The organism is Mechercharimyces mesophilus (genome assembly GCF_059818345.1).
Genome location: NZ_JCBAPH010000002.1, coordinates 256,409 through 272,883 on the forward strand (window position 1 = coordinate 256,409; position 16,475 = coordinate 272,883).

Genomic DNA, 16,475 nt, shown 5'->3' on the forward strand with positions numbered 1-16,475 from the left:
TGCTACTAAAGTATCTAATGGGTCAACTGTCCCCATTGACAGCTTCTACAATTAATATTTTAATGGATCTATCTATAGAAAAAGGACTGAGTATCATGTAGTTTTTCTCCACTCCAACTTTATTTTCATTTTGTAGACCAAGTAAGGAGTGTATCACATGATACAAATGATGAAATATCCACGCACGCATCACATTACAGGATCTGGACTCCAGAAAGGAGATCTAGACGCAAACTCTATCCCTTATCGCTCTCTTCAAGGTCACTATTTGGTGATTGAAGAAAAAATGGATGGAGCAAATAGTGGGATCTCCTTTGATTCTAGAGGGACTTTATGGTTACAAAGCCGCGGACATTTCTTGACCGGTGGCCCTCGCGAACGACAATTTCATCTCTTCAAGAGCTGGGCTCATCGTTTCCAAGAAGATTTATGGAAGTTGTTACAGGATCGCTATATCTTATATGGGGAATGGATGTATGCCAAGCATACGATCTTTTACACCGACCTCCCTCATTATTTCTTGGAATTTGATCTATTCGATAAAAAAGAACAGGTCTTTCTCTCCACAGCGAACCGGCAAGAAAGATTAAAAGAATACCCTTTTATCTCGTCCGTTCGCGTTTTACACGAAGGAAAAGCGCCTACCTTTTCCCAGTTGTGTGGACTGGTGCAAACATCAGGCTCTATAGCCCCCAACCACCGTGAGCAGTTAGTGGAAGTCGCCCAACAAAAAGGGTATCCGGTGCAACTCGCCTTAAACGAAACGGATACCAGCTCCCTTATGGAAGGCTTGTATTTGAAACACGAAGAACAAGGCATCGTGCGGAATCGCTATAAATATGTACGTCCCGATTTTGTACAAACCTTAGTTGATTCCAATAGCCACTGGATGAATCGATCCATTCTACCCAACCAACTGAAAGAGGGAGTGGTGTTGTTTTGACCTCCTCATTCCCCAGTTGGAAATTTGCTGGCTGTCCAGAAGTAGGCGAAAAAATAGATCCTCTGTTGCTTACCAACACCTATCCGTGGTTGGATACACTAAAAGAGGTTCCCCAGGATCCCATCTTTCATCGAGAAGGAGATGTTTATAGGCACACCCTTATGGTAGCAACGGAATTGATTGGTTTAAGGGAATGGCAGTCGCTATCCCCTCCCATTAGGCATGTGTTATTTGCAGCCAGCCTGCTACATGACATTGCGAAGCCACAATGTACACGAATAGAAGAGAAGAAAATCTCCTCACCGAAACACGCACTCATGGGTTCCTATGAAGCACGCTTGCTTTTAGCACAACTCCAGACCCCTTTTTCCATACGGGAAGCAATTCGGGCACTCGTCCGTCTACATGGTCTCCCACTCTGGTTTATGGAGAAACCGAACCCAGAAAAAGCCATCATCTCAGCTAGCTATCAGGTCCGGTTGGATTGGCTCGCCCTTCTCGCAGAAGCCGATGTACGCGGAAGGATCTGTGCCGATCAAGAGGAGTTACTTGCACGCATTGATTACTTTCGAGATGTCTCGCGGGAGTTAAACTGCCTCCAACAACCGAAATCTTTCCCAGATGCACACACACGCTTCTCCTATTTTCAAGGGAGCCATGAGCGGACAGACTATCCCGCTTATGATACGACATCTTTTCAAGTCATTCTCTTATCGGGACTGCCCGGCGTAGGGAAAGATACGTATCTCTCTTATCATCTCAATCATCTTCCCGTGATATCGCTCGATCAAATCCGTCAAAAGTTACAGATCCCACCGACAAAGCCACAGGGAAAAGTCATTCAAGTAGCGAAAGAAAAAGCACTTCTCTATCTGCGCGATCAACAACCTTTTGTATGGAATGCAACCAACACGACCCAGACCCTACGTCAATCACTGATTCATCTATTTGCCCAGTACCATGCCCAAACCCGTATCATCTATCTGGAAACCGATCCTCGCACCTTGCTAAAACAAAATCAAAATCGGCAAGATTCTGTACCTGAGGCGGTCCTGCAAAAATTAGCGCGAAAGTTGGACATTCCCAATCTGACAGAAGCCCACGCCGTAGAATGGGTAATTGAGCAACAATCCCATTCGCTCTTACTGTAACGAAAAAAATGGCAAGGATGAGTTCCGACTCATCCTTGCCATTTGTCATCTCTATCTAAATTCCTTATCTTAATCTAGCTCCATATAAAGGGGGAATGTTTGATTTAATGTCGCCACACGAGAGCGCGCTTCTTGTTGGATATGTTCATCTTCCGGGTTGGAAAGGGTCATGGCCATCACTTCTGCAATCTCTTTCATGGCATTACTGTCCATTCCACGAGTGGTCACAGCCGCTGTTCCTATACGTAGTCCACTCGTAATAAAGGGGCTCTCGGGATCAAAGGGAATCGCATTCTTATTGGTGGTGATCCCAACCTCATCTAATAAATGCTCTGCTTTCTTACCCGTTAATCCGAATGAACGGACATCTATTAACAGTAGATGATTATCTGTGCCTCCAGAAATCAATTCAAATCCCTTTTTCGATAGAGCTTCACCCAACTCAATCGCATTATGAATAATTTCCTGCGAGTAATCCTTAAAGGAATCGGAGAGTGCTTCGCCAAAAGCAACAGCCTTCGCTGCAATGACATGCATCAAGGGTCCACCTTGAATGCCCGGGAAGATCGACTTATCCACTTTCTTCGCATGCTCTTCTTTACACAAAATCATGCCACCACGAGGTCCGCGTAACGTTTTGTGCGTTGTGGTTGTGACAAAGTCCGCATGAGGAACCGGGTTGGGATGATGTCCAGTGGCTACGAGACCGGCGATATGAGCCATGTCCACCATGAGGTAACAACCGACTTCATCTGCAATTTTCCGCATACGCTCAAAATCAATTTGACGAGGATAGGCACTGGCTCCAGCCACCAACAATTTCGGCTGATGCTCCACCGCTAAACGCCGTACTTCTTCGTAGTCAATGCGATGCGTAGAAGCGTCTACTCCGTAGGATACGAACTGATACATCTTACCTGAGAAATTGACAGGACTACCATGCGTAAGATGACCACCGTGGGCCAAATCCATTCCTAGAACCGTATCCCCTGGATTTAGTACGCTAAAATAGACAGCCATATTCGCTTGTGCACCCGAGTGAGGCTGGACATTGGCATGGTCTGCACCAAACAGCTTTTTCGCCCGTTCACGTGCCAAATCTTCCACTTCATCGACAAATTCGCATCCACCGTAATAACGGCGACCGGGATATCCTTCCGCATATTTATTGGTTAGGACACTTCCAAGTGATTCTAAAACAGCTAGGCTAACAAAATTCTCTGAGGCAATTAATTCAATTTTCCCTTGTTGACGAGCCATTTCACATGCGATCATCTTTGCAATTTCTGGATCTTGATTCCGCAGATGTTTCACTTTTGCCCCTCCTCGAATGGATCTGTCTAATATAATCATGGTTCCTTCTCATTGTATCAAAAAAGGGGGAGAAGAAGCTGGAGACAAGAAGCAAGAGCAGACGAAAAAACGATTCAAGGTGATTGTTCAATCAAGGATGAGCTTCTAATTTTCTCTAACATAAACAGCGCGTGCTCCACCGATCAACTTGGGACGCGACTGAGCCATGGTAATATGAGCTTGTCCAATCTGACGAATACTGGCACGAATGGGTACAGCTACATGTTTGATGTGCATGCCAATCAAAGTATCGCCTATATCTAAGCCCACATCAGCTACAACCTTTTCCACCAACACGGCTTCTTTCCACTCTCGAAAAGCGTGAGCCGCCATCGCACCACCAGCTCCCGGAACAGGTACCGCCGTTACTTCCGTCAGTCCCCTGTTCCTCATCACCTCTTTTTCCACGACCAGCGCGCGATTCAAGTGTTCACAACATTGAATTGCTAATTGAAAACCTTTTTTCTCTTTCCATTCGATAAGTGATGCGAGTAGCACAGAAGCCACCTCATTGCTACCGGCTGTCCCAATATGGTGACCAATCACTTCGCTCGTACTCACGCCTACGACCAGCAAATGTTCTTCCTCCAATGAACCGTAACGATCCAGATCAGATAAGACACGATTCATCTGCTCACGAAGCTCCGTTAGGGTTTGTGGTTCCATGGATTCACCCCTCAAAGTGATGGATCTTTTCCACACGTCGCTGATGGCGTCCCCCAGCATAACTGCTTTCCAACCATGCACGCACAATGTCAGTCGCTAAACCCGTCCCCACGACTCGTTCACCAATGGCCAAGACATTGGCATTGTTATGCTCCCGTGCCATGCGAGCGGAGAATGTATCGCTTACAACCGCACAACGAATGCCCTTCACTTTATTGGCGGCAATCGACATGCCAATACCCGTTCCACAAACCAGGATGCCGAGATCGCCCTCTCCTTTCGCCACTTTATGTGCTACTTTCCCAGCATAATCCGGATAGTCGACCGATTCTGTGTCATGACAACCAACATCTTCATAGGAGAGATCCATTTCTTCAAGTAACTTCATGATCGATTGTTTCAGCTGAAAACCACCATGATCTGATCCCACTATCAACTTCATCTTGTCCCATCTCCTTTATCAAGCAACGTTCCTTCCTCTATTCCGCTGCCAGCTGATTAAGTAGTTGATCCAACAACCGCTCCAATTCATTGCGACTGGATCGATAAACCTCTACACTCCCACCAAATGGATCTTGAATATCCTGACGGAACCCACGTTCATTCAGCTCATTTAGTAGGTATGCTTGTTCCTGCAAAAGCTCTTCTAAATCTTCTTTCTGCCGAGCTGCTTCGACAGACCCTTCACCTTTTTCCAGCGCGCGCTTATACAACGCTTGTTTTGTTTCCATTTCGACATGCAGGCGATCCAACTGCATCAACAAGTGACCAATCTGTTGATCACGCTGAACATACTCTCGTAACGTAAAAATCTTATCGATAAATGTTGGATATAAGCGTACCAACATTTCTTTGTGTGTCATCGTCATGGTCAGCACAAGATCTGCTTGCTCCATCAATGATGCAGAGACCGATTGCGAGCGATGATGGCGACCATCCATCCCTTTTTCCTGTAAAACAATATGAGCATGCTCAGAAATCGTCATCCCGTTCATTCCCGCTACACCAGCGGATTGAACTTCCAGAGGAACCCCTCGATCCTTTGCTTTTTCTCTCAATAGCACCTCAGCCATCGGACTGCGACACGTATTCCCTGTGCAGATAAATAATATATTCTTCATCCTTTCACCCTCCAACAAACAAGTGCAAAGCCACTTTCTTTATCCGTGTACATGATGAAGGATGTACATGAGCACCCCTCCGAACACCAATCCCATCCATCCTCCGAATGCATCTATCCGCAATGCGCGTGGACCCACCTCACTCACCACCCAAATCATGGTCGTGGCGGCCATCATCAGTCCAACAGCCACAACGGCCGGATAGGGAACCAAATATTGATACCCCAGCCACGCGCCCAAAGGGAGCGCTCCACAGGTGAGTAATGTCAACATAAAAATGGAGAAAGGCGTTCGACCTGCAGCCAACAATGGGGCCGCTAGACCAATTCCTTCTGGTATATTATGAATAGCAATCGCCAAGGCGAGATGAAGCCCCATTGCCTGTTCCATCCCAAAGCCGATACCGATCGCAGCTCCCTCTGGTGCATTATGAGCAGCAACCGCAACCATCAGAAATACTCCCAAACGCTCCAGCTCCGTTTGGTTTCCACCACGAATCTCATCTACGCGGTGTTTAGGATGAAGTTGTTGCAATACCACCATCAAAGTAAGTCCTCCCACAACGCCCATGACGAGATGAGAAATTCTTCCGTATTCTATGGCAGCTGGTAACAAATCCAACCAGGACACCATGATCATCACACTAGCGGACATTCCTAAGGAGAAGGAGATCAATCGCGAGGATAGTGAGCGCTTGATTAATACAATCAACGCTCCCACCAAAGTGGCACTTCCCGACAGGAGACTGAAAAGAATGGCATCGCTCATCATTGATCGCTCCTCACCATAGGAATTTACACCCTAGTAAGATCAATATCGTGCCACCGACCATTTCTCCATAGTCACCCAGCCAGGCTCCCGAGGTGCGTCCGATATAGAGCCCAAGCGCTCCCATCAGTGCACTCGTCATACCGAACAGGAACACGGATAACAATAAATTGGCTTGAAAAAGACCAATGGAAAAACCCACCGATAAAGAGTCCAAACTAACACTGAAGGAGAAAAGAAAGATGCCTATCCAACTGGCGGGATGAATGTGGCTAACTGCTGCCCCTTTTTTTATGCTACTTACTAACATATTGCTCCCTAATAGAAAAAGCAATCCTCCTCCAACCAAGGTCGCCACTTGTTCAAATAGCTGGCTGAAATATCCCCCAATCCCATAACTGATAACGGGCATAAAAATATGAAATAGACCGATTAAAAAACAGATCGCGATCGCCTGGCGCAAACCAATTCCTCTCGTTCCTATGCTAATTCCTAGAGAGAAAGCATCCATTCCGAGAGCCACAGCAATCATCGATACGGTCATGAGCTGTCCCCAGTGCGGCATTGTCAGCTCCATCCGTTCTCCTCCTCGACTGTGCTTGTCTCTTTGGATGGATATGCAATCACTCACACAAACAGAACTAGCATAAGAAGTCTGGTGTTTGATATGGAGATAAAACGCCTTTGGCTGCCTTACTTAAGCGATTCATCACCGATTCATAAATCCCTACCAGTGGGAAAGATTCTGCCAAGATCAAGTTGGCTCCCAGCTCATCACATTGACGGAGCGCACCAAATAAGCTGTGAGCGACCGTATCCGGTTGTGAGCGCCGGCCACAGATCACAACCTCATGCTTACCAAAGGCGTCTCGATGTTCTGCGGTCGTCAGAATGACCACTGTATGCCCGATCGCCTTTGCTTCGTCTGCCCACTTGTTCATCAAGGAGACTCTTTGCTCATACTCCCCATCAGCCAACCACAATTCGCCTTGCGGGGCATAATGCCGATACTTCATGCCTGGTGAACGGGGACGGCTTGTCTTCCCTATAAGAGCAGGGTCCATTTCCAGGTGGGGAACAACATCTAGCAACCGTTCACGGGAGACTCCACCAGGACGAAGCAAGATGGGTGCTTCTCCGCTAACGTCTACCACGGTCGATTCCAAGCCTATTCCTGTCTTACCACCGTCAAGTAAGCCATCGATGCGATGCTGTAGATCTGTCCAAACATGGCGAGCCTCAGTAGGACTGGGGCGCCCCGATCGATTGGCACTAGGAGCGGCGATAGGAAGATCCATCGCTTGTAGCAGTGCCATTGCGACAGGATGATCGGGTAATCGCACTCCCACTGTAGCCAACCCTGCCGTTACATAGGAGGAGACAGTCCCACGATGTGGGAAAATCAGGGTGAGTGGGCCCGGCCAGAACTGTTCTATCAACTTCTCTGCCATCGTTGGAACGGAAGAGACCAACGATTCCAACTGCGACGATGCCCCAATATGCACGATCAACGGATTATCTGCTGGTCGTCCTTTTGCCTGAAAGATTCCCTTTGTCGCTGTATCCGATGTAGCATCTGCTCCCAGTCCATAAACTGTCTCTGTTGGAAAAGCGACCAACTTCTCATTTCGTAACAACGTAGCAGCGGTTTCGATGGCTTTTTTTTCGTCTTCATTCCATTCTCCACTGCCACTAACAACCCATCTCTTCGTCTCTCTCTCCAAGCCCTATTCACCTACTCCACCAAATTTCTCTCTCATCATACCATCTCAACGCAGGCAAAACAAAACGCCTCCGCCCCCGACGAAGACGCACGATGTAGAGATTGCTTCGAGCAAATAGCCACCTCAAGTCTGTGCTTGATACAAATGGGTCACCAAGGGACTTCCCCCTCTTTCACGCGCTCGCTGAAAATGCTCAGATGTACGGATAGAATCAGGAAGGTTATCCCACGCTACCGGTTGAAATCCGGCTTCCTCAAAGAACCGTCTGGTTATTCCAGCCAACAAGTATAGTTCTGAAAGTTTTAAATATTGAGCGAAAGATAGTGCAGCTCCGAACAACTCCAAGCCTACCTCTCCATTCCCTATCTCTTTCTCCATGACAAACGAGCGCAACAGCCCACAGTCTCCGTGAATTTCAATTCCAATCGCCCCCAGAATTTGTTTCGTATCCTCTCTTTCAATGACCAAAAACTGATGAATATACTTGTCCACCCCACCATCTGGAAGTTCTGCTTGATGTAAAAGGCTCAGAATAGCAGCAACATCCTCCTCTATCGCTCGACGAATAAGAAACATGCGATCATCCCCCTCTAATCTCGTAACTACTTCATCTATACGCACTAGAGTGAGGGGATATCACTGGACATATATCAGAAGGCTTACTCTTTTGCATGCAAAACGTCGGGAAGTGCGAAATCTGCCTCATAGAACGTTGGAAAATCAAATGGGCTGGGCATAAAAAAGACCCTTTCTTCCTCATCAGAAGCTGGGGCCTTCCATTGATCGATTCCTTTTCTTCTTCGTTTCTCCCTCTCATTCAAACAATCCAGAGAAAAATTCTTTTAACGAGTCGACGAACAAGAAGCGTACTTCTACCGGCTTGGCTATGGGTTCCGGTTGAGAAGAATGAGGGCTCGTTAGTGGCTGAGCCAATGCTTCTCCCTGCGTTACCATCGCCGTTGTTTGAGCCGATCGCTCCTCTACGGCATCCCCATTACTCATATCCACAAAACAGAGGGGAGGAAAGAGAACACACCACCAATTATCCCCTTTACCCTCTCCGATGGTAATCCGCAACGCTTCGTAGTCACCGGCTGGGTAAATCTTGTCTCCGTACATTTTAGTTGGGAACGGAACCATTCCAAAATCCACTTCAACGGGATAGGAGAAGCCATTCTCCCTTATCGTTTTCTCTGCTAATTGTTGAAAGGCAGGTACCTGCTCACGTACAAGTTTACGCGCTTCCTCTAGATTGGTTGGTTCCTGCGCCCAGCTACCCATTTCTTCTAAAACCGTGTCTCTTACCTTTTGTTTTAGTGCTTGGTCTGCTACTGAATCGCTATGAGCTAAGATTCTCAATCGAATCGATTCCTCTGGGATCTCTGCCTCTTCAGCTGAGTTACTTGCTAATATGACCGTCTCTTCTTCTCCCGTCAGGTACAAAAAACCAGAAAGTAGTGCAGCGACAATAAATAAAATAGGATAAGTGCGCTTGCGCATGAATGGAGCCTCCCCATATAAGCTGATATCCTACATTATGGACAGGCTCCACTCACTTTAATCACTCTGGAGGGGATTTCATGAAAAACCGCCAGTGTATAACCAAACAAACACCCTGGACAGGCTACGAATTAAACCATCCCAGTACGACACGGTCAATGCCGGCCAAGTCCTTCCGTACTTCCACTCGATCCATCCACTGTGCTAACATGCCTGAAACGGCTTGGCTCTGCCCCATCCCTACTTCAAAGGCAACCAAGGAAGGTTGCCTTAAACACTTTTGGGCCTGTTGGTTGAGAATGCGGTAGGGATCTAGTCCATCCTGACCTCCATCTAAAGCAAGATGCGGTTCATGCTCGCGAACTTCTACCTGTAAGTGTTCAATTTCTTCCGTTGGAATATAGGGCGGATTGGAGACGAGAATATCAAACTGCTGTCCTGATTTCATCGCAGCGGAGAGCCACTCTGCCTGTTGCCATTTCACTTGCTTAGAAACGCCTAAGCGGGTGGCATTTTGCTGGGCCGTTTGCAGAGCAGATGCGGATACATCAATCGCTGTCAGTGTCCATGCTGGACGCTCGCATGCCAGGGTGGATGCGATGGCACCACTGCCCGTTCCAACATCTGCTACTTGAAGGGGCACTTCTAGCCACAGCGAGGCCGCTTTCTCCAAGATAGCTTCAATGAGAAGTTCTGTCTCGGGACGAGGGATGAGAACAGATGGATTCACCAAAAAAGAGCGACCATAAAATTCGTGTTCCCCTAGCAAATATTGCAGAGGCGTTCCTTCTGCTCTACTTTGAACCCATTCAGTAAGAAGGCTCCCGATGGATGACGGTAGCGGTTCATCTAGCCGCTGAAAGAAAGCAGTCCGCTCTAGTTGGAGCAAATGACGCAACATCCACTCTACTTCCTGCACAGAATGATCAGTGGTAGTCTGTTCACTTAAAAAAGAAGAAGCCCATTGCAAGGCTTCACGAATGGTATTGTATTCTTTCATGACCTGTCTTCTCCTATTCCGATGACTCTTTAAGGAGCTCCGATTGCTCTTCGAGAACCAACGTATCAATCACTTCATCCAAATCACCATCTAAGATGAGTTCCAACTTGTGAAGGGTTAATCCGATGCGATGATCGGTTACGCGGCTCTGCGGAAAGTTATAGGTACGGATGCGCTCACTCCGGTCACCTGAACCCACTTGCGATTTACGTGCATCTGCCATCTTCGCTGCTTCTTCTTGTTGTTTTTGATCCAACAAGCGAGCACGTAAGACGCGCATGGCCTTATCTTTGTTTTTGATTTGTGACTTCTCATCCTGGCAGGAAACCACCAATCCGGTTGGCATGTGAGTGATACGAACCGCTGATTTGGTCGTATTGACACTTTGTCCTCCCGGGCCACTCGAACAGAAGGTATCAATACGCAAATCTTTATCATGTACTTCAATATCCACTTCCGCGGCCTCTGGCAAAACAGCTACTGTGGAAGTAGAAGTATGAATGCGTCCACCTGATTCCGTCGTCGGAACACGCTGAACACGATGCGCTCCACTCTCAAATTTCAAGCGGCTATAGGCTCCCGCTCCCTGAATAGAAAAGACCACTTCTTTAAATCCACCTAAACCAGTAGAATTGGCCTCCAAGACCTCTGATTTCCATCCTTGTCGTTCTGCATAACGGGTATACATACGATATAAATTAGAGGCAAAGAGGGCAGCTTCCTCACCACCCGCTGCACCACGGATTTCCACGATCACGTTCTTATCATCATTTGGGTCCTTGGGTAACAATAAGATCTTGATTTGTTCCTCTAATGCTTCTTTGCGCTGGGTAAGCTCATCAATCTCCGCTTTCACCATCTCACGCATATCCTCATCCAACTTTTCTTGTTGCATGGAACGTGCGCCTTCTAATTCGTCCAGAACTTGCTTATACTCCATATATGCTTGGTGTTTGTCTTCTAAATCCGATTGTTCTTTTGAATACTCCCGCAAACGTTTGGGATCGTTCAAAACTTCCGGATCGGAAAGAAGTCGATTTAATTCTTCATAGCGCTCATGGATCGATTCTAATCGTTGTAGCACTTTTTTCACTCCACTTCTAATAAGCCACTCCTTATTATTATAGTGGACCGGGACAACAGGCGTCAAAGCCAGGATGCAGGGCTGTGTTTTTTAGCTTCTCTGATTTCTCATAATCTGATAGGATGAAGGGGATACCAAAAAAGAACGCGAGGCGATAGGATTGCTCGAGATACTCTTAACCATCGTACAGTTTATACCGTTCTTCGTCATCCTCTTATTTGCCAATATAGCTGACCGCTTGCAAGCCGCTTCTTCAGATGGTCAGGGTGGACTCGGCATGGGAATTGTAACGATTATCTTCACTGCTGGTCTCCTCCTCCTTTCCTTGGCTCTGGGAATCGGAAGCATGTTCATTCCGACTGATACGTCTGCCCAGTTCATGATTACTCCTGAGCAGTCACAAACCATCATGGCAGAGAAAGGTCCCTATATGATCGGAATGCTGATTGCCACGATAATCGGCTTCGTATTCCTCATTCCTTTCGTCCGACGATTACTTACCCGCTTCGTCCCTATTGATCCTAAGCGATATGTTCATACGGTTGCACTGGCTTTCTCTTCCCTCATCATTGTACAGATGCTGACGACCCTGGGAATGGGTTTAGAGGCTCTTGCCGAAGCTGAACAAGGTAGTATGCCCATCGCAACCATTTGGGCACAAGATATTGTTCTCTTCCTGTTAGGATTAATCGGTGTAGGCTGGCTAATTCGGAGAAAATGGGGAGAGTCCCTCCAGCGTCTAGGAATTGTGCGTCCTACTCTCCCTCATGCAGGCATCGGACTACTTATGGGTTTTCTCATGTTTGCATTGGTTGTTGGTTTGGAATTGCTACTCACCAAACTGGGGATTTCTATGACGAGCAAAGAGGTGGAAGAGGCGACTGAAAACCTGATCGGCCCTCTTACAACTTCGATACCTGGTGTACTCACACTGGGATTGGCAGCCGCTTTGGGTGAAGAAACGATTTTCCGCGGAGCCTTACTGCCCCGCTTCGGTCTCGTTCTCTCCTCCCTTCTCTTTGCCCTGTTGCACAGTAACTATGGCATCAGTTCTTCTACTCTGATCGTCTTTATTCTGGGAATCATCTTGGGGATCATTCGTATGCGGACGAATACAACGACAGCGATGATTACACATGCCACCTACAATATTTCGCTGGGACTTATGGCTTTGTACCAGATTTATTAACATTAAAAGGAGAGAAGGGGTGTATCAAGCCTCTCTCTCCTCTTTTCTTATTTGCAGTCAAATGGTCGCGAGCTAGAATAGACGTTTACTGGGCTGTCCCCTTAAACAATCGTTCCCATGCAGAAGAACGCTTCTCTTTCACTTTGACTGTGATGTCGTATCTTGGCATAGCGGAGGCTAATTTCTCCTTCACCGCGGATTGAAGCTGTTTTCGTTCATTGGCGCTCAACTCCGGATAAGGAATCACTTCCACTTCTGCATTCGGACCTGTAATCGTAGCAGATACGTCTTTCACACCTGCCACCATTAATGCGGTCTCCTCTGCCTTATTCTCATCACTCCCCACTGTCGGTGAAGACCAATCACCAATCCGCAGATTGGGATTCGCATTGGTAATCCCATGAAGGCCATCATCTCGCTTGTAGCGTTGATTGGCCCCCTGCTTCTCATTACAAGCGGTGAGCATCCCTAAGAAAAGCAGAAACGTCAACAAGAGCTTTCCTATTCGTAAAAGCACGAGGGCACCTCCTTTGCACTTTAGTATGTACAAAGAAGGTGCCCCTTCACTTCTCCTTTTCGTGCCATGTCTACAGTTCCAGTTGATGGCAGTGACGACAACGTGCTTCATATTGTTCTGCCGCCCCTACTTGAACGACAGGATCCCCTTTTTTCGCCGGCTTTTTATTCAGCAATCGCTGACTACGACTAGCCGGTGCCCCGCAGCGAACACAGATAGCTTGTAGTTTGGTTACGTATTCTGCAACTGCCAACAATTGAGGTGTCGGTCCAAAGGGAAGGCCACGAAAGTCCTGATCCAAGCCCGCACAGATGACACGCTTCCCATTATCGGCCAGATGAGTGCAAATCTTCACTATTTCTTCATCAAAGAACTGCACCTCATCAAAGGCTACCACTTGCACCTCGGATGGGATTTCACCCCAAATATCGCGCGCATGCTTAAGGGTGACCGCCTCTACATGCACGCCATTGTGAGAGCTGATTGCTTGTGCATGATAACGATCATCAATAACAGGCTTATACACAGCAACCCGCAATCCAGCAATACGCGCTCTACGAATACGACGAATCAGTTCCTCACTTTTCCCCGAGAACATCCCTCCACAAATAATCTCTATCCATCCCTCATGTGGAGGAAAAATCCCTTCCTGCATATAGATAGCATCCGCTCTCCCTTCTATCGCCACCTTTTGCAAAAGAAAAACAGGCAAGCGGCGAGGCTCACCTGTTCTGCGATCGACCTTATTGAAAAGGCCATTGTCTGGCTTTATTATTTTAGATTGTATTTTTTCTTGAAACGATCGACGCGTCCACCTGCGTTCACCAATTTCTGTTTGCCTGTGTAGAAAGGATGGCATTCGGAACAGATATCCACTTTTAAGGTATCTTTGGTTGAACCCGTTTCAAACGTATTTCCGCATGCGCAGGTAACAGTCGTCTTTTTATATTCTGGATGAATTGCTGCTTTCATTGCCTTCACCTCTTTCTTATGCCCATCCGCTGTTCGCATTAAAACTCAAGGCTCATTATAGCATGCCCCTCTTGATTTCGCAATAGAGAGGGAATAGTCCCTATTATGGTAAGACCGTCAAGGGATCTTGGGGTTTCCCATCTTTTCTTACTTCAAAATGAAGATGAACCCCCGTTGAATTGCCGGTAGTTCCCATATAACCAAGCTCTGCTCCCTGTGAAACGGATTGCCCTTTACTGACCAGCATACGACTCAAATGGGCATAATAGGTTTCTAACCCGTTCCCATGATCCACTACGACCAGATTTCCATATCCGTTCGAATAGCCCGCCCGCACAACCACACCTTTTCTAGCACTCTTGATCACACTAGCTTCCCGCTTCTCATTTGTGATGTCCATTCCATTATGCATTCTACCATTCCGCCATCCATATCGGCTTGAGATGCGACCGGTAACGGGCCAGGTAAAACCGGAGGATGACGCTATCGCTTCCTTTGCTTCTTCATTGGATGCGAGTTTGACCTCATTCTTTTTGTTCACTTTCTCTTTTGTCGGTACGCGCAGAACCTGTCCCACAAATAGAAGGGACAGGTCCTCTTCTTTGTTCAATAATTCCAGCAAGCGAGTGCTCACTTGGTATTCCTTCGCAATATCTTCAATGGTCTTGCCATCGCCTTGTACACGTATACGCTTGATTTGATGAGGGATGATGATTTCCTGACCCACACGAATGGTTCGTACATCGGTTATACCGTTAAAGGTAGCTATATCTTCATAGGGAAGTTCATACTTCTGGCCAACAGAGTAAAGGGTCTCTCCTGGTTTAAAAATATGAATAAGTTCTTCGACCGCAGTCGTCGCTAAATGATCCTCATCCACTGACAGAATCGGGTTTAAGTATTGAACGAGTACTTCCTGCGCCACCTTTTCTTCATCTGTCTCTGGGCTTTTTGGTGATTGCTTCTCATCCATTGCTAAGGCTGTCGCGCCATCCATTGCCGTTACCCACGTAGCTGTACACAAAGAGAGCGAAGAAGCTAAAATTACTTTTTTGCTGGTCATCACACCACCTCGCACCAAAGTCATCATGAGAGGAATTTCCTCTCTCCAAACTTTATGCTGGGAGGTGATTCGTTATAACCGGAAAAAGAGATTTAGGAAACATGAGTGGAAGAGCGAGGGTTGTTCGATTTAAGGGAGGAAAAAAACTCTTCATTGGATTTATAATATCGCAACTTGCGTAGAAACCCGTCAACATAATCTGGAGAATCCGACATTGTTTTGCGCAATGCCCAAAGCTTCTCTATTTCTTCCTTCTCTAACAACAGTTCTTCACGGCGTGTACCCGAACGACGAAGATCAATAGCAGGAAATATCCTTCTTTCTGCTAGTTTCCGTTCAAGATGAAGCTCCATATTTCCTGTCCCCTTGAATTCCTCATAGATGACATCATCCATGCGCGATCCGGTATCCACAAGGGCGGTGGCAAGAATGGTCAGACTCCCACCTTCTTCGATATTGCGTGCTGCGCCAAAGAAACGCTTGGGGCGATGGAAGGCTGCTGGATCAATCCCGCCGGAGAGCGTACGGCCACTCGGTGGTATAACCAAATTATAAGCGCGTGCCAAGCGGGTAATGCTGTCGAGAAGAATAACCACATCTTTCTTTTGCTCCACTAAACGTTGCGCACGATCCAAAACCAACTCCGCCACTTTAATATGATTTTCTGGGACCTCATCAAAGGTAGAGCTAATCACTTCTCCCTTAACGGAGCGTTGCATGTCGGTCACTTCTTCCGGACGTTCGTCAATCAGCAGGACAAATAATTCCACTTCCGGGTGATTGGTCGTCACGCTGTTAGCGATCTCCTGCAAAAGCATGGTTTTCCCCGCCTTCGGTTGCGCGACAATCAAACCCCGTTGCCCAAAACCTACTGGGGTTACCATATCCATAATACGCGTGGACAATTTGTCCGGCTGGGTTTCTAATTGAAACTTCTTCTGTGGATAAAGAGGGGTAAGTGTTGAAAATTGAGGACGATCTTTGATCTGATGCGGGTCTTCTCCATTAACTGCTTCTACATGCAACAGACCATAATACCGTTCATTTTCTTTTGGAGGACGTACCTTTCCCGCTACCAAATCCCCTGATCGCAAGTTGAACCGGCGAATTTGTGACGCAGAAATATAAATGTCCTCTTTGGAAGGAAGATAATGGGATTTCCGCAGAAACCCATACCCTTCCGACATCATATCCAGTGTTCCAGAAAGAAAGAGAAGTCCTTCCGCTTCTGCATGCGCCTTTAAAATAGAAAAGACCAGTTCTTTCTTTTTCATTTGACTGTAATAGGAGATCTGATAATCCCTTGCCAGTTGAAATAGGTCCGCCATACGACTCGATTCTAGTGCTTTCAAAGTTACTTCCATACGTACCACGTCACCACACTATTATTTGAATTCTCAATCCATTCTATCCGAAACCCGAAT

At 46.9% G+C, this 16,475-nt stretch carries 19 protein-coding genes; 3 read left to right on the top strand and 16 right to left on the bottom strand.

The genetic code is table 11. From position 1 onward, the window contains the following. The first annotated feature begins 157 nt into the window (after nucleotides 1-157). Both AC6RGY_RS08905 and AC6RGY_RS08910 read left to right on the top strand, forming a co-directional pair. Nucleotides 158-943 carry an RNA ligase family protein gene (locus AC6RGY_RS08905; protein WP_499861992.1) on the top strand — a complete coding sequence of 262 codons (786 nt, stop codon included), beginning with the start codon at nucleotides 158-160 and terminating at the stop codon, nucleotides 941-943. Continuing rightward, nucleotides 940-2,094, top strand: a complete 1,155-nt coding sequence (locus AC6RGY_RS08910) for an AAA family ATPase (protein ID WP_499861994.1) — start codon at nucleotides 940-942, stop codon at nucleotides 2,092-2,094. Before AC6RGY_RS08905 ends, AC6RGY_RS08910 begins: the two co-directional genes overlap by 4 nt. Before the next feature lie 69 nt (nucleotides 2,095-2,163). Here AC6RGY_RS08910 and glyA read toward each other — a convergent pair whose 3' ends face one another. The 11 genes from glyA to prfA all read right to left on the bottom strand — a co-directional run bounded on the left by glyA (nucleotide 2,164) and on the right by prfA (nucleotide 11,310). Then, nucleotides 2,164-3,408, bottom strand: coding sequence for a serine hydroxymethyltransferase (gene glyA, locus AC6RGY_RS08915; RefSeq protein WP_499861996.1), 1,245 nt, complete (start codon nucleotides 3,406-3,408; stop codon nucleotides 2,164-2,166). A 144-nt stretch (nucleotides 3,409-3,552) separates the two neighbouring features. Further along, nucleotides 3,553-4,113, bottom strand: a complete 561-nt coding sequence (locus AC6RGY_RS08920; RefSeq protein WP_499861998.1) for a TIGR01440 family protein — start codon at nucleotides 4,111-4,113, stop codon at nucleotides 3,553-3,555. Between the two features lie 4 nt (nucleotides 4,114-4,117). Then, nucleotides 4,118-4,555 (bottom strand): ribose 5-phosphate isomerase B, encoded by a 438-nt coding sequence (gene rpiB, locus AC6RGY_RS08925; RefSeq protein ID WP_499862001.1) that lies wholly within the window; start codon nucleotides 4,553-4,555, stop codon nucleotides 4,118-4,120. A gap of 37 nt (nucleotides 4,556-4,592) precedes the next feature. Further along, on the bottom strand, nucleotides 4,593-5,234 hold the full coding sequence (locus AC6RGY_RS08930; RefSeq protein WP_499862003.1) for a low molecular weight protein arginine phosphatase: 642 nt from the start codon (nucleotides 5,232-5,234) through the stop codon (nucleotides 4,593-4,595). A 39-nt stretch (nucleotides 5,235-5,273) separates the two neighbouring features. Next, the gene (locus AC6RGY_RS08935; protein ID WP_499862006.1) at nucleotides 5,274-6,002 is read right to left on the bottom strand and encodes a ZIP family metal transporter; all 729 of its coding nucleotides are present in this window, start codon (nucleotides 6,000-6,002) and stop codon (nucleotides 5,274-5,276) included. Nucleotides 6,003-6,015: 13 nt separating this feature from the next. After that, nucleotides 6,016-6,579: a manganese efflux pump MntP gene (locus AC6RGY_RS08940; protein ID WP_499862009.1), complete on the bottom strand. Its 564-nt coding sequence runs from the start codon at nucleotides 6,577-6,579 to the stop codon at nucleotides 6,016-6,018. 64 nt (nucleotides 6,580-6,643) lie between these two features. Further along, complete coding sequence (locus AC6RGY_RS08945) at nucleotides 6,644-7,726, bottom strand: L-threonylcarbamoyladenylate synthase (RefSeq protein WP_499862011.1); 1,083 nt, start codon at nucleotides 7,724-7,726, stop codon at nucleotides 6,644-6,646. A gap of 123 nt (nucleotides 7,727-7,849) precedes the next feature. Beyond that, nucleotides 7,850-8,302 carry a GNAT family N-acetyltransferase gene (locus AC6RGY_RS08950; protein ID WP_499862013.1) on the bottom strand — a complete coding sequence of 151 codons (453 nt, stop codon included), beginning with the start codon at nucleotides 8,300-8,302 and terminating at the stop codon, nucleotides 7,850-7,852. A 237-nt stretch (nucleotides 8,303-8,539) separates the two neighbouring features. Then, the gene (spoIIR, locus tag AC6RGY_RS08955) at nucleotides 8,540-9,226 is read right to left on the bottom strand and encodes a stage II sporulation protein R (protein ID WP_499862016.1); all 687 of its coding nucleotides are present in this window, start codon (nucleotides 9,224-9,226) and stop codon (nucleotides 8,540-8,542) included. Nucleotides 9,227-9,350: 124 nt separating this feature from the next. Next, complete coding sequence (prmC, locus tag AC6RGY_RS08960; protein WP_499862020.1) at nucleotides 9,351-10,226, bottom strand: peptide chain release factor N(5)-glutamine methyltransferase; 876 nt, start codon at nucleotides 10,224-10,226, stop codon at nucleotides 9,351-9,353. A 13-nt stretch (nucleotides 10,227-10,239) separates the two neighbouring features. Then, entirely contained in the window at nucleotides 10,240-11,310 is a 1,071-nt protein-coding gene (gene prfA, locus AC6RGY_RS08965; RefSeq protein WP_499862023.1) for a peptide chain release factor 1, read from the bottom strand. Nucleotides 11,311-11,470: 160 nt separating this feature from the next. Between prfA and AC6RGY_RS08970 the strand changes: the two genes are divergently transcribed. After that, complete coding sequence (locus AC6RGY_RS08970) at nucleotides 11,471-12,499, top strand: CPBP family intramembrane glutamic endopeptidase (protein ID WP_499862027.1); 1,029 nt, start codon at nucleotides 11,471-11,473, stop codon at nucleotides 12,497-12,499. An 85-nt stretch (nucleotides 12,500-12,584) separates the two neighbouring features. On the opposite strand, the gene AC6RGY_RS08975 is transcribed toward AC6RGY_RS08970, so the two are convergent. From AC6RGY_RS08975 to rho, 5 genes are all read right to left on the bottom strand, one after another. Then, complete coding sequence (locus AC6RGY_RS08975) at nucleotides 12,585-13,016, bottom strand: hypothetical protein (RefSeq protein WP_499862030.1); 432 nt, start codon at nucleotides 13,014-13,016, stop codon at nucleotides 12,585-12,587. Between the two features lie 70 nt (nucleotides 13,017-13,086). Next, on the bottom strand, nucleotides 13,087-13,671 hold the full coding sequence (locus AC6RGY_RS08980) for a thymidine kinase (protein WP_499862459.1): 585 nt from the start codon (nucleotides 13,669-13,671) through the stop codon (nucleotides 13,087-13,089). Between the two features lie 116 nt (nucleotides 13,672-13,787). After that, nucleotides 13,788-13,988, bottom strand: coding sequence for a 50S ribosomal protein L31 (gene rpmE, locus AC6RGY_RS08985; RefSeq protein WP_499862032.1), 201 nt, complete (start codon nucleotides 13,986-13,988; stop codon nucleotides 13,788-13,790). A gap of 103 nt (nucleotides 13,989-14,091) precedes the next feature. After that, nucleotides 14,092-15,078, bottom strand: a complete 987-nt coding sequence (locus AC6RGY_RS08990) for a peptidoglycan DD-metalloendopeptidase family protein (RefSeq protein WP_499862036.1) — start codon at nucleotides 15,076-15,078, stop codon at nucleotides 14,092-14,094. 65 nt (nucleotides 15,079-15,143) lie between these two features. Continuing rightward, nucleotides 15,144-16,415, bottom strand: a complete 1,272-nt coding sequence (gene rho / locus AC6RGY_RS08995; protein ID WP_499862041.1) for a transcription termination factor Rho — start codon at nucleotides 16,413-16,415, stop codon at nucleotides 15,144-15,146. Between the last annotated feature and the right edge of the window lie 60 nt (nucleotides 16,416-16,475).

Excerpts from the sequence above, each read along its gene's own strand:
- AC6RGY_RS08905 (WP_499861992.1), top strand. The coding sequence starts at position 158 with ATGATACAAATGATGAAATATCCACGCACGCATCACATTACAGGATCT.
- AC6RGY_RS08920 (WP_499861998.1), bottom strand. The coding sequence starts at position 4,113 with ATGGAACCACAAACCCTAACGGAGCTTCGTGAGCAGATGAATCGTGTC.
- rpiB (WP_499862001.1), bottom strand. The coding sequence starts at position 4,555 with ATGAAGTTGATAGTGGGATCAGATCATGGTGGTTTTCAGCTGAAACAA.
- AC6RGY_RS08930 (WP_499862003.1), bottom strand. The coding sequence starts at position 5,234 with ATGAAGAATATATTATTTATCTGCACAGGGAATACGTGTCGCAGTCCG.
- AC6RGY_RS08935 (WP_499862006.1), bottom strand. The coding sequence starts at position 6,002 with ATGAGCGATGCCATTCTTTTCAGTCTCCTGTCGGGAAGTGCCACTTTG.
- AC6RGY_RS08940 (WP_499862009.1), bottom strand. The coding sequence starts at position 6,579 with ATGGAGCTGACAATGCCGCACTGGGGACAGCTCATGACCGTATCGATG.
- AC6RGY_RS08950 (WP_499862013.1), bottom strand. The coding sequence starts at position 8,302 with ATGTTTCTTATTCGTCGAGCGATAGAGGAGGATGTTGCTGCTATTCTG.
- spoIIR (WP_499862016.1), bottom strand. The coding sequence starts at position 9,226 with ATGCGCAAGCGCACTTATCCTATTTTATTTATTGTCGCTGCACTACTT.
- prmC (WP_499862020.1), bottom strand. The coding sequence starts at position 10,226 with ATGAAAGAATACAATACCATTCGTGAAGCCTTGCAATGGGCTTCTTCT.
- AC6RGY_RS08980 (WP_499862459.1), bottom strand. The coding sequence starts at position 13,671 with ATGCAGGAAGGGATTTTTCCTCCACATGAGGGATGGATAGAGATTATT.
- rpmE (WP_499862032.1), bottom strand. The coding sequence starts at position 13,988 with ATGAAAGCAGCAATTCATCCAGAATATAAAAAGACGACTGTTACCTGC.
- AC6RGY_RS08990 (WP_499862036.1), bottom strand. The coding sequence starts at position 15,078 with ATGATGACTTTGGTGCGAGGTGGTGTGATGACCAGCAAAAAAGTAATT.
- rho (WP_499862041.1), bottom strand. The coding sequence starts at position 16,415 with ATGGAAGTAACTTTGAAAGCACTAGAATCGAGTCGTATGGCGGACCTA.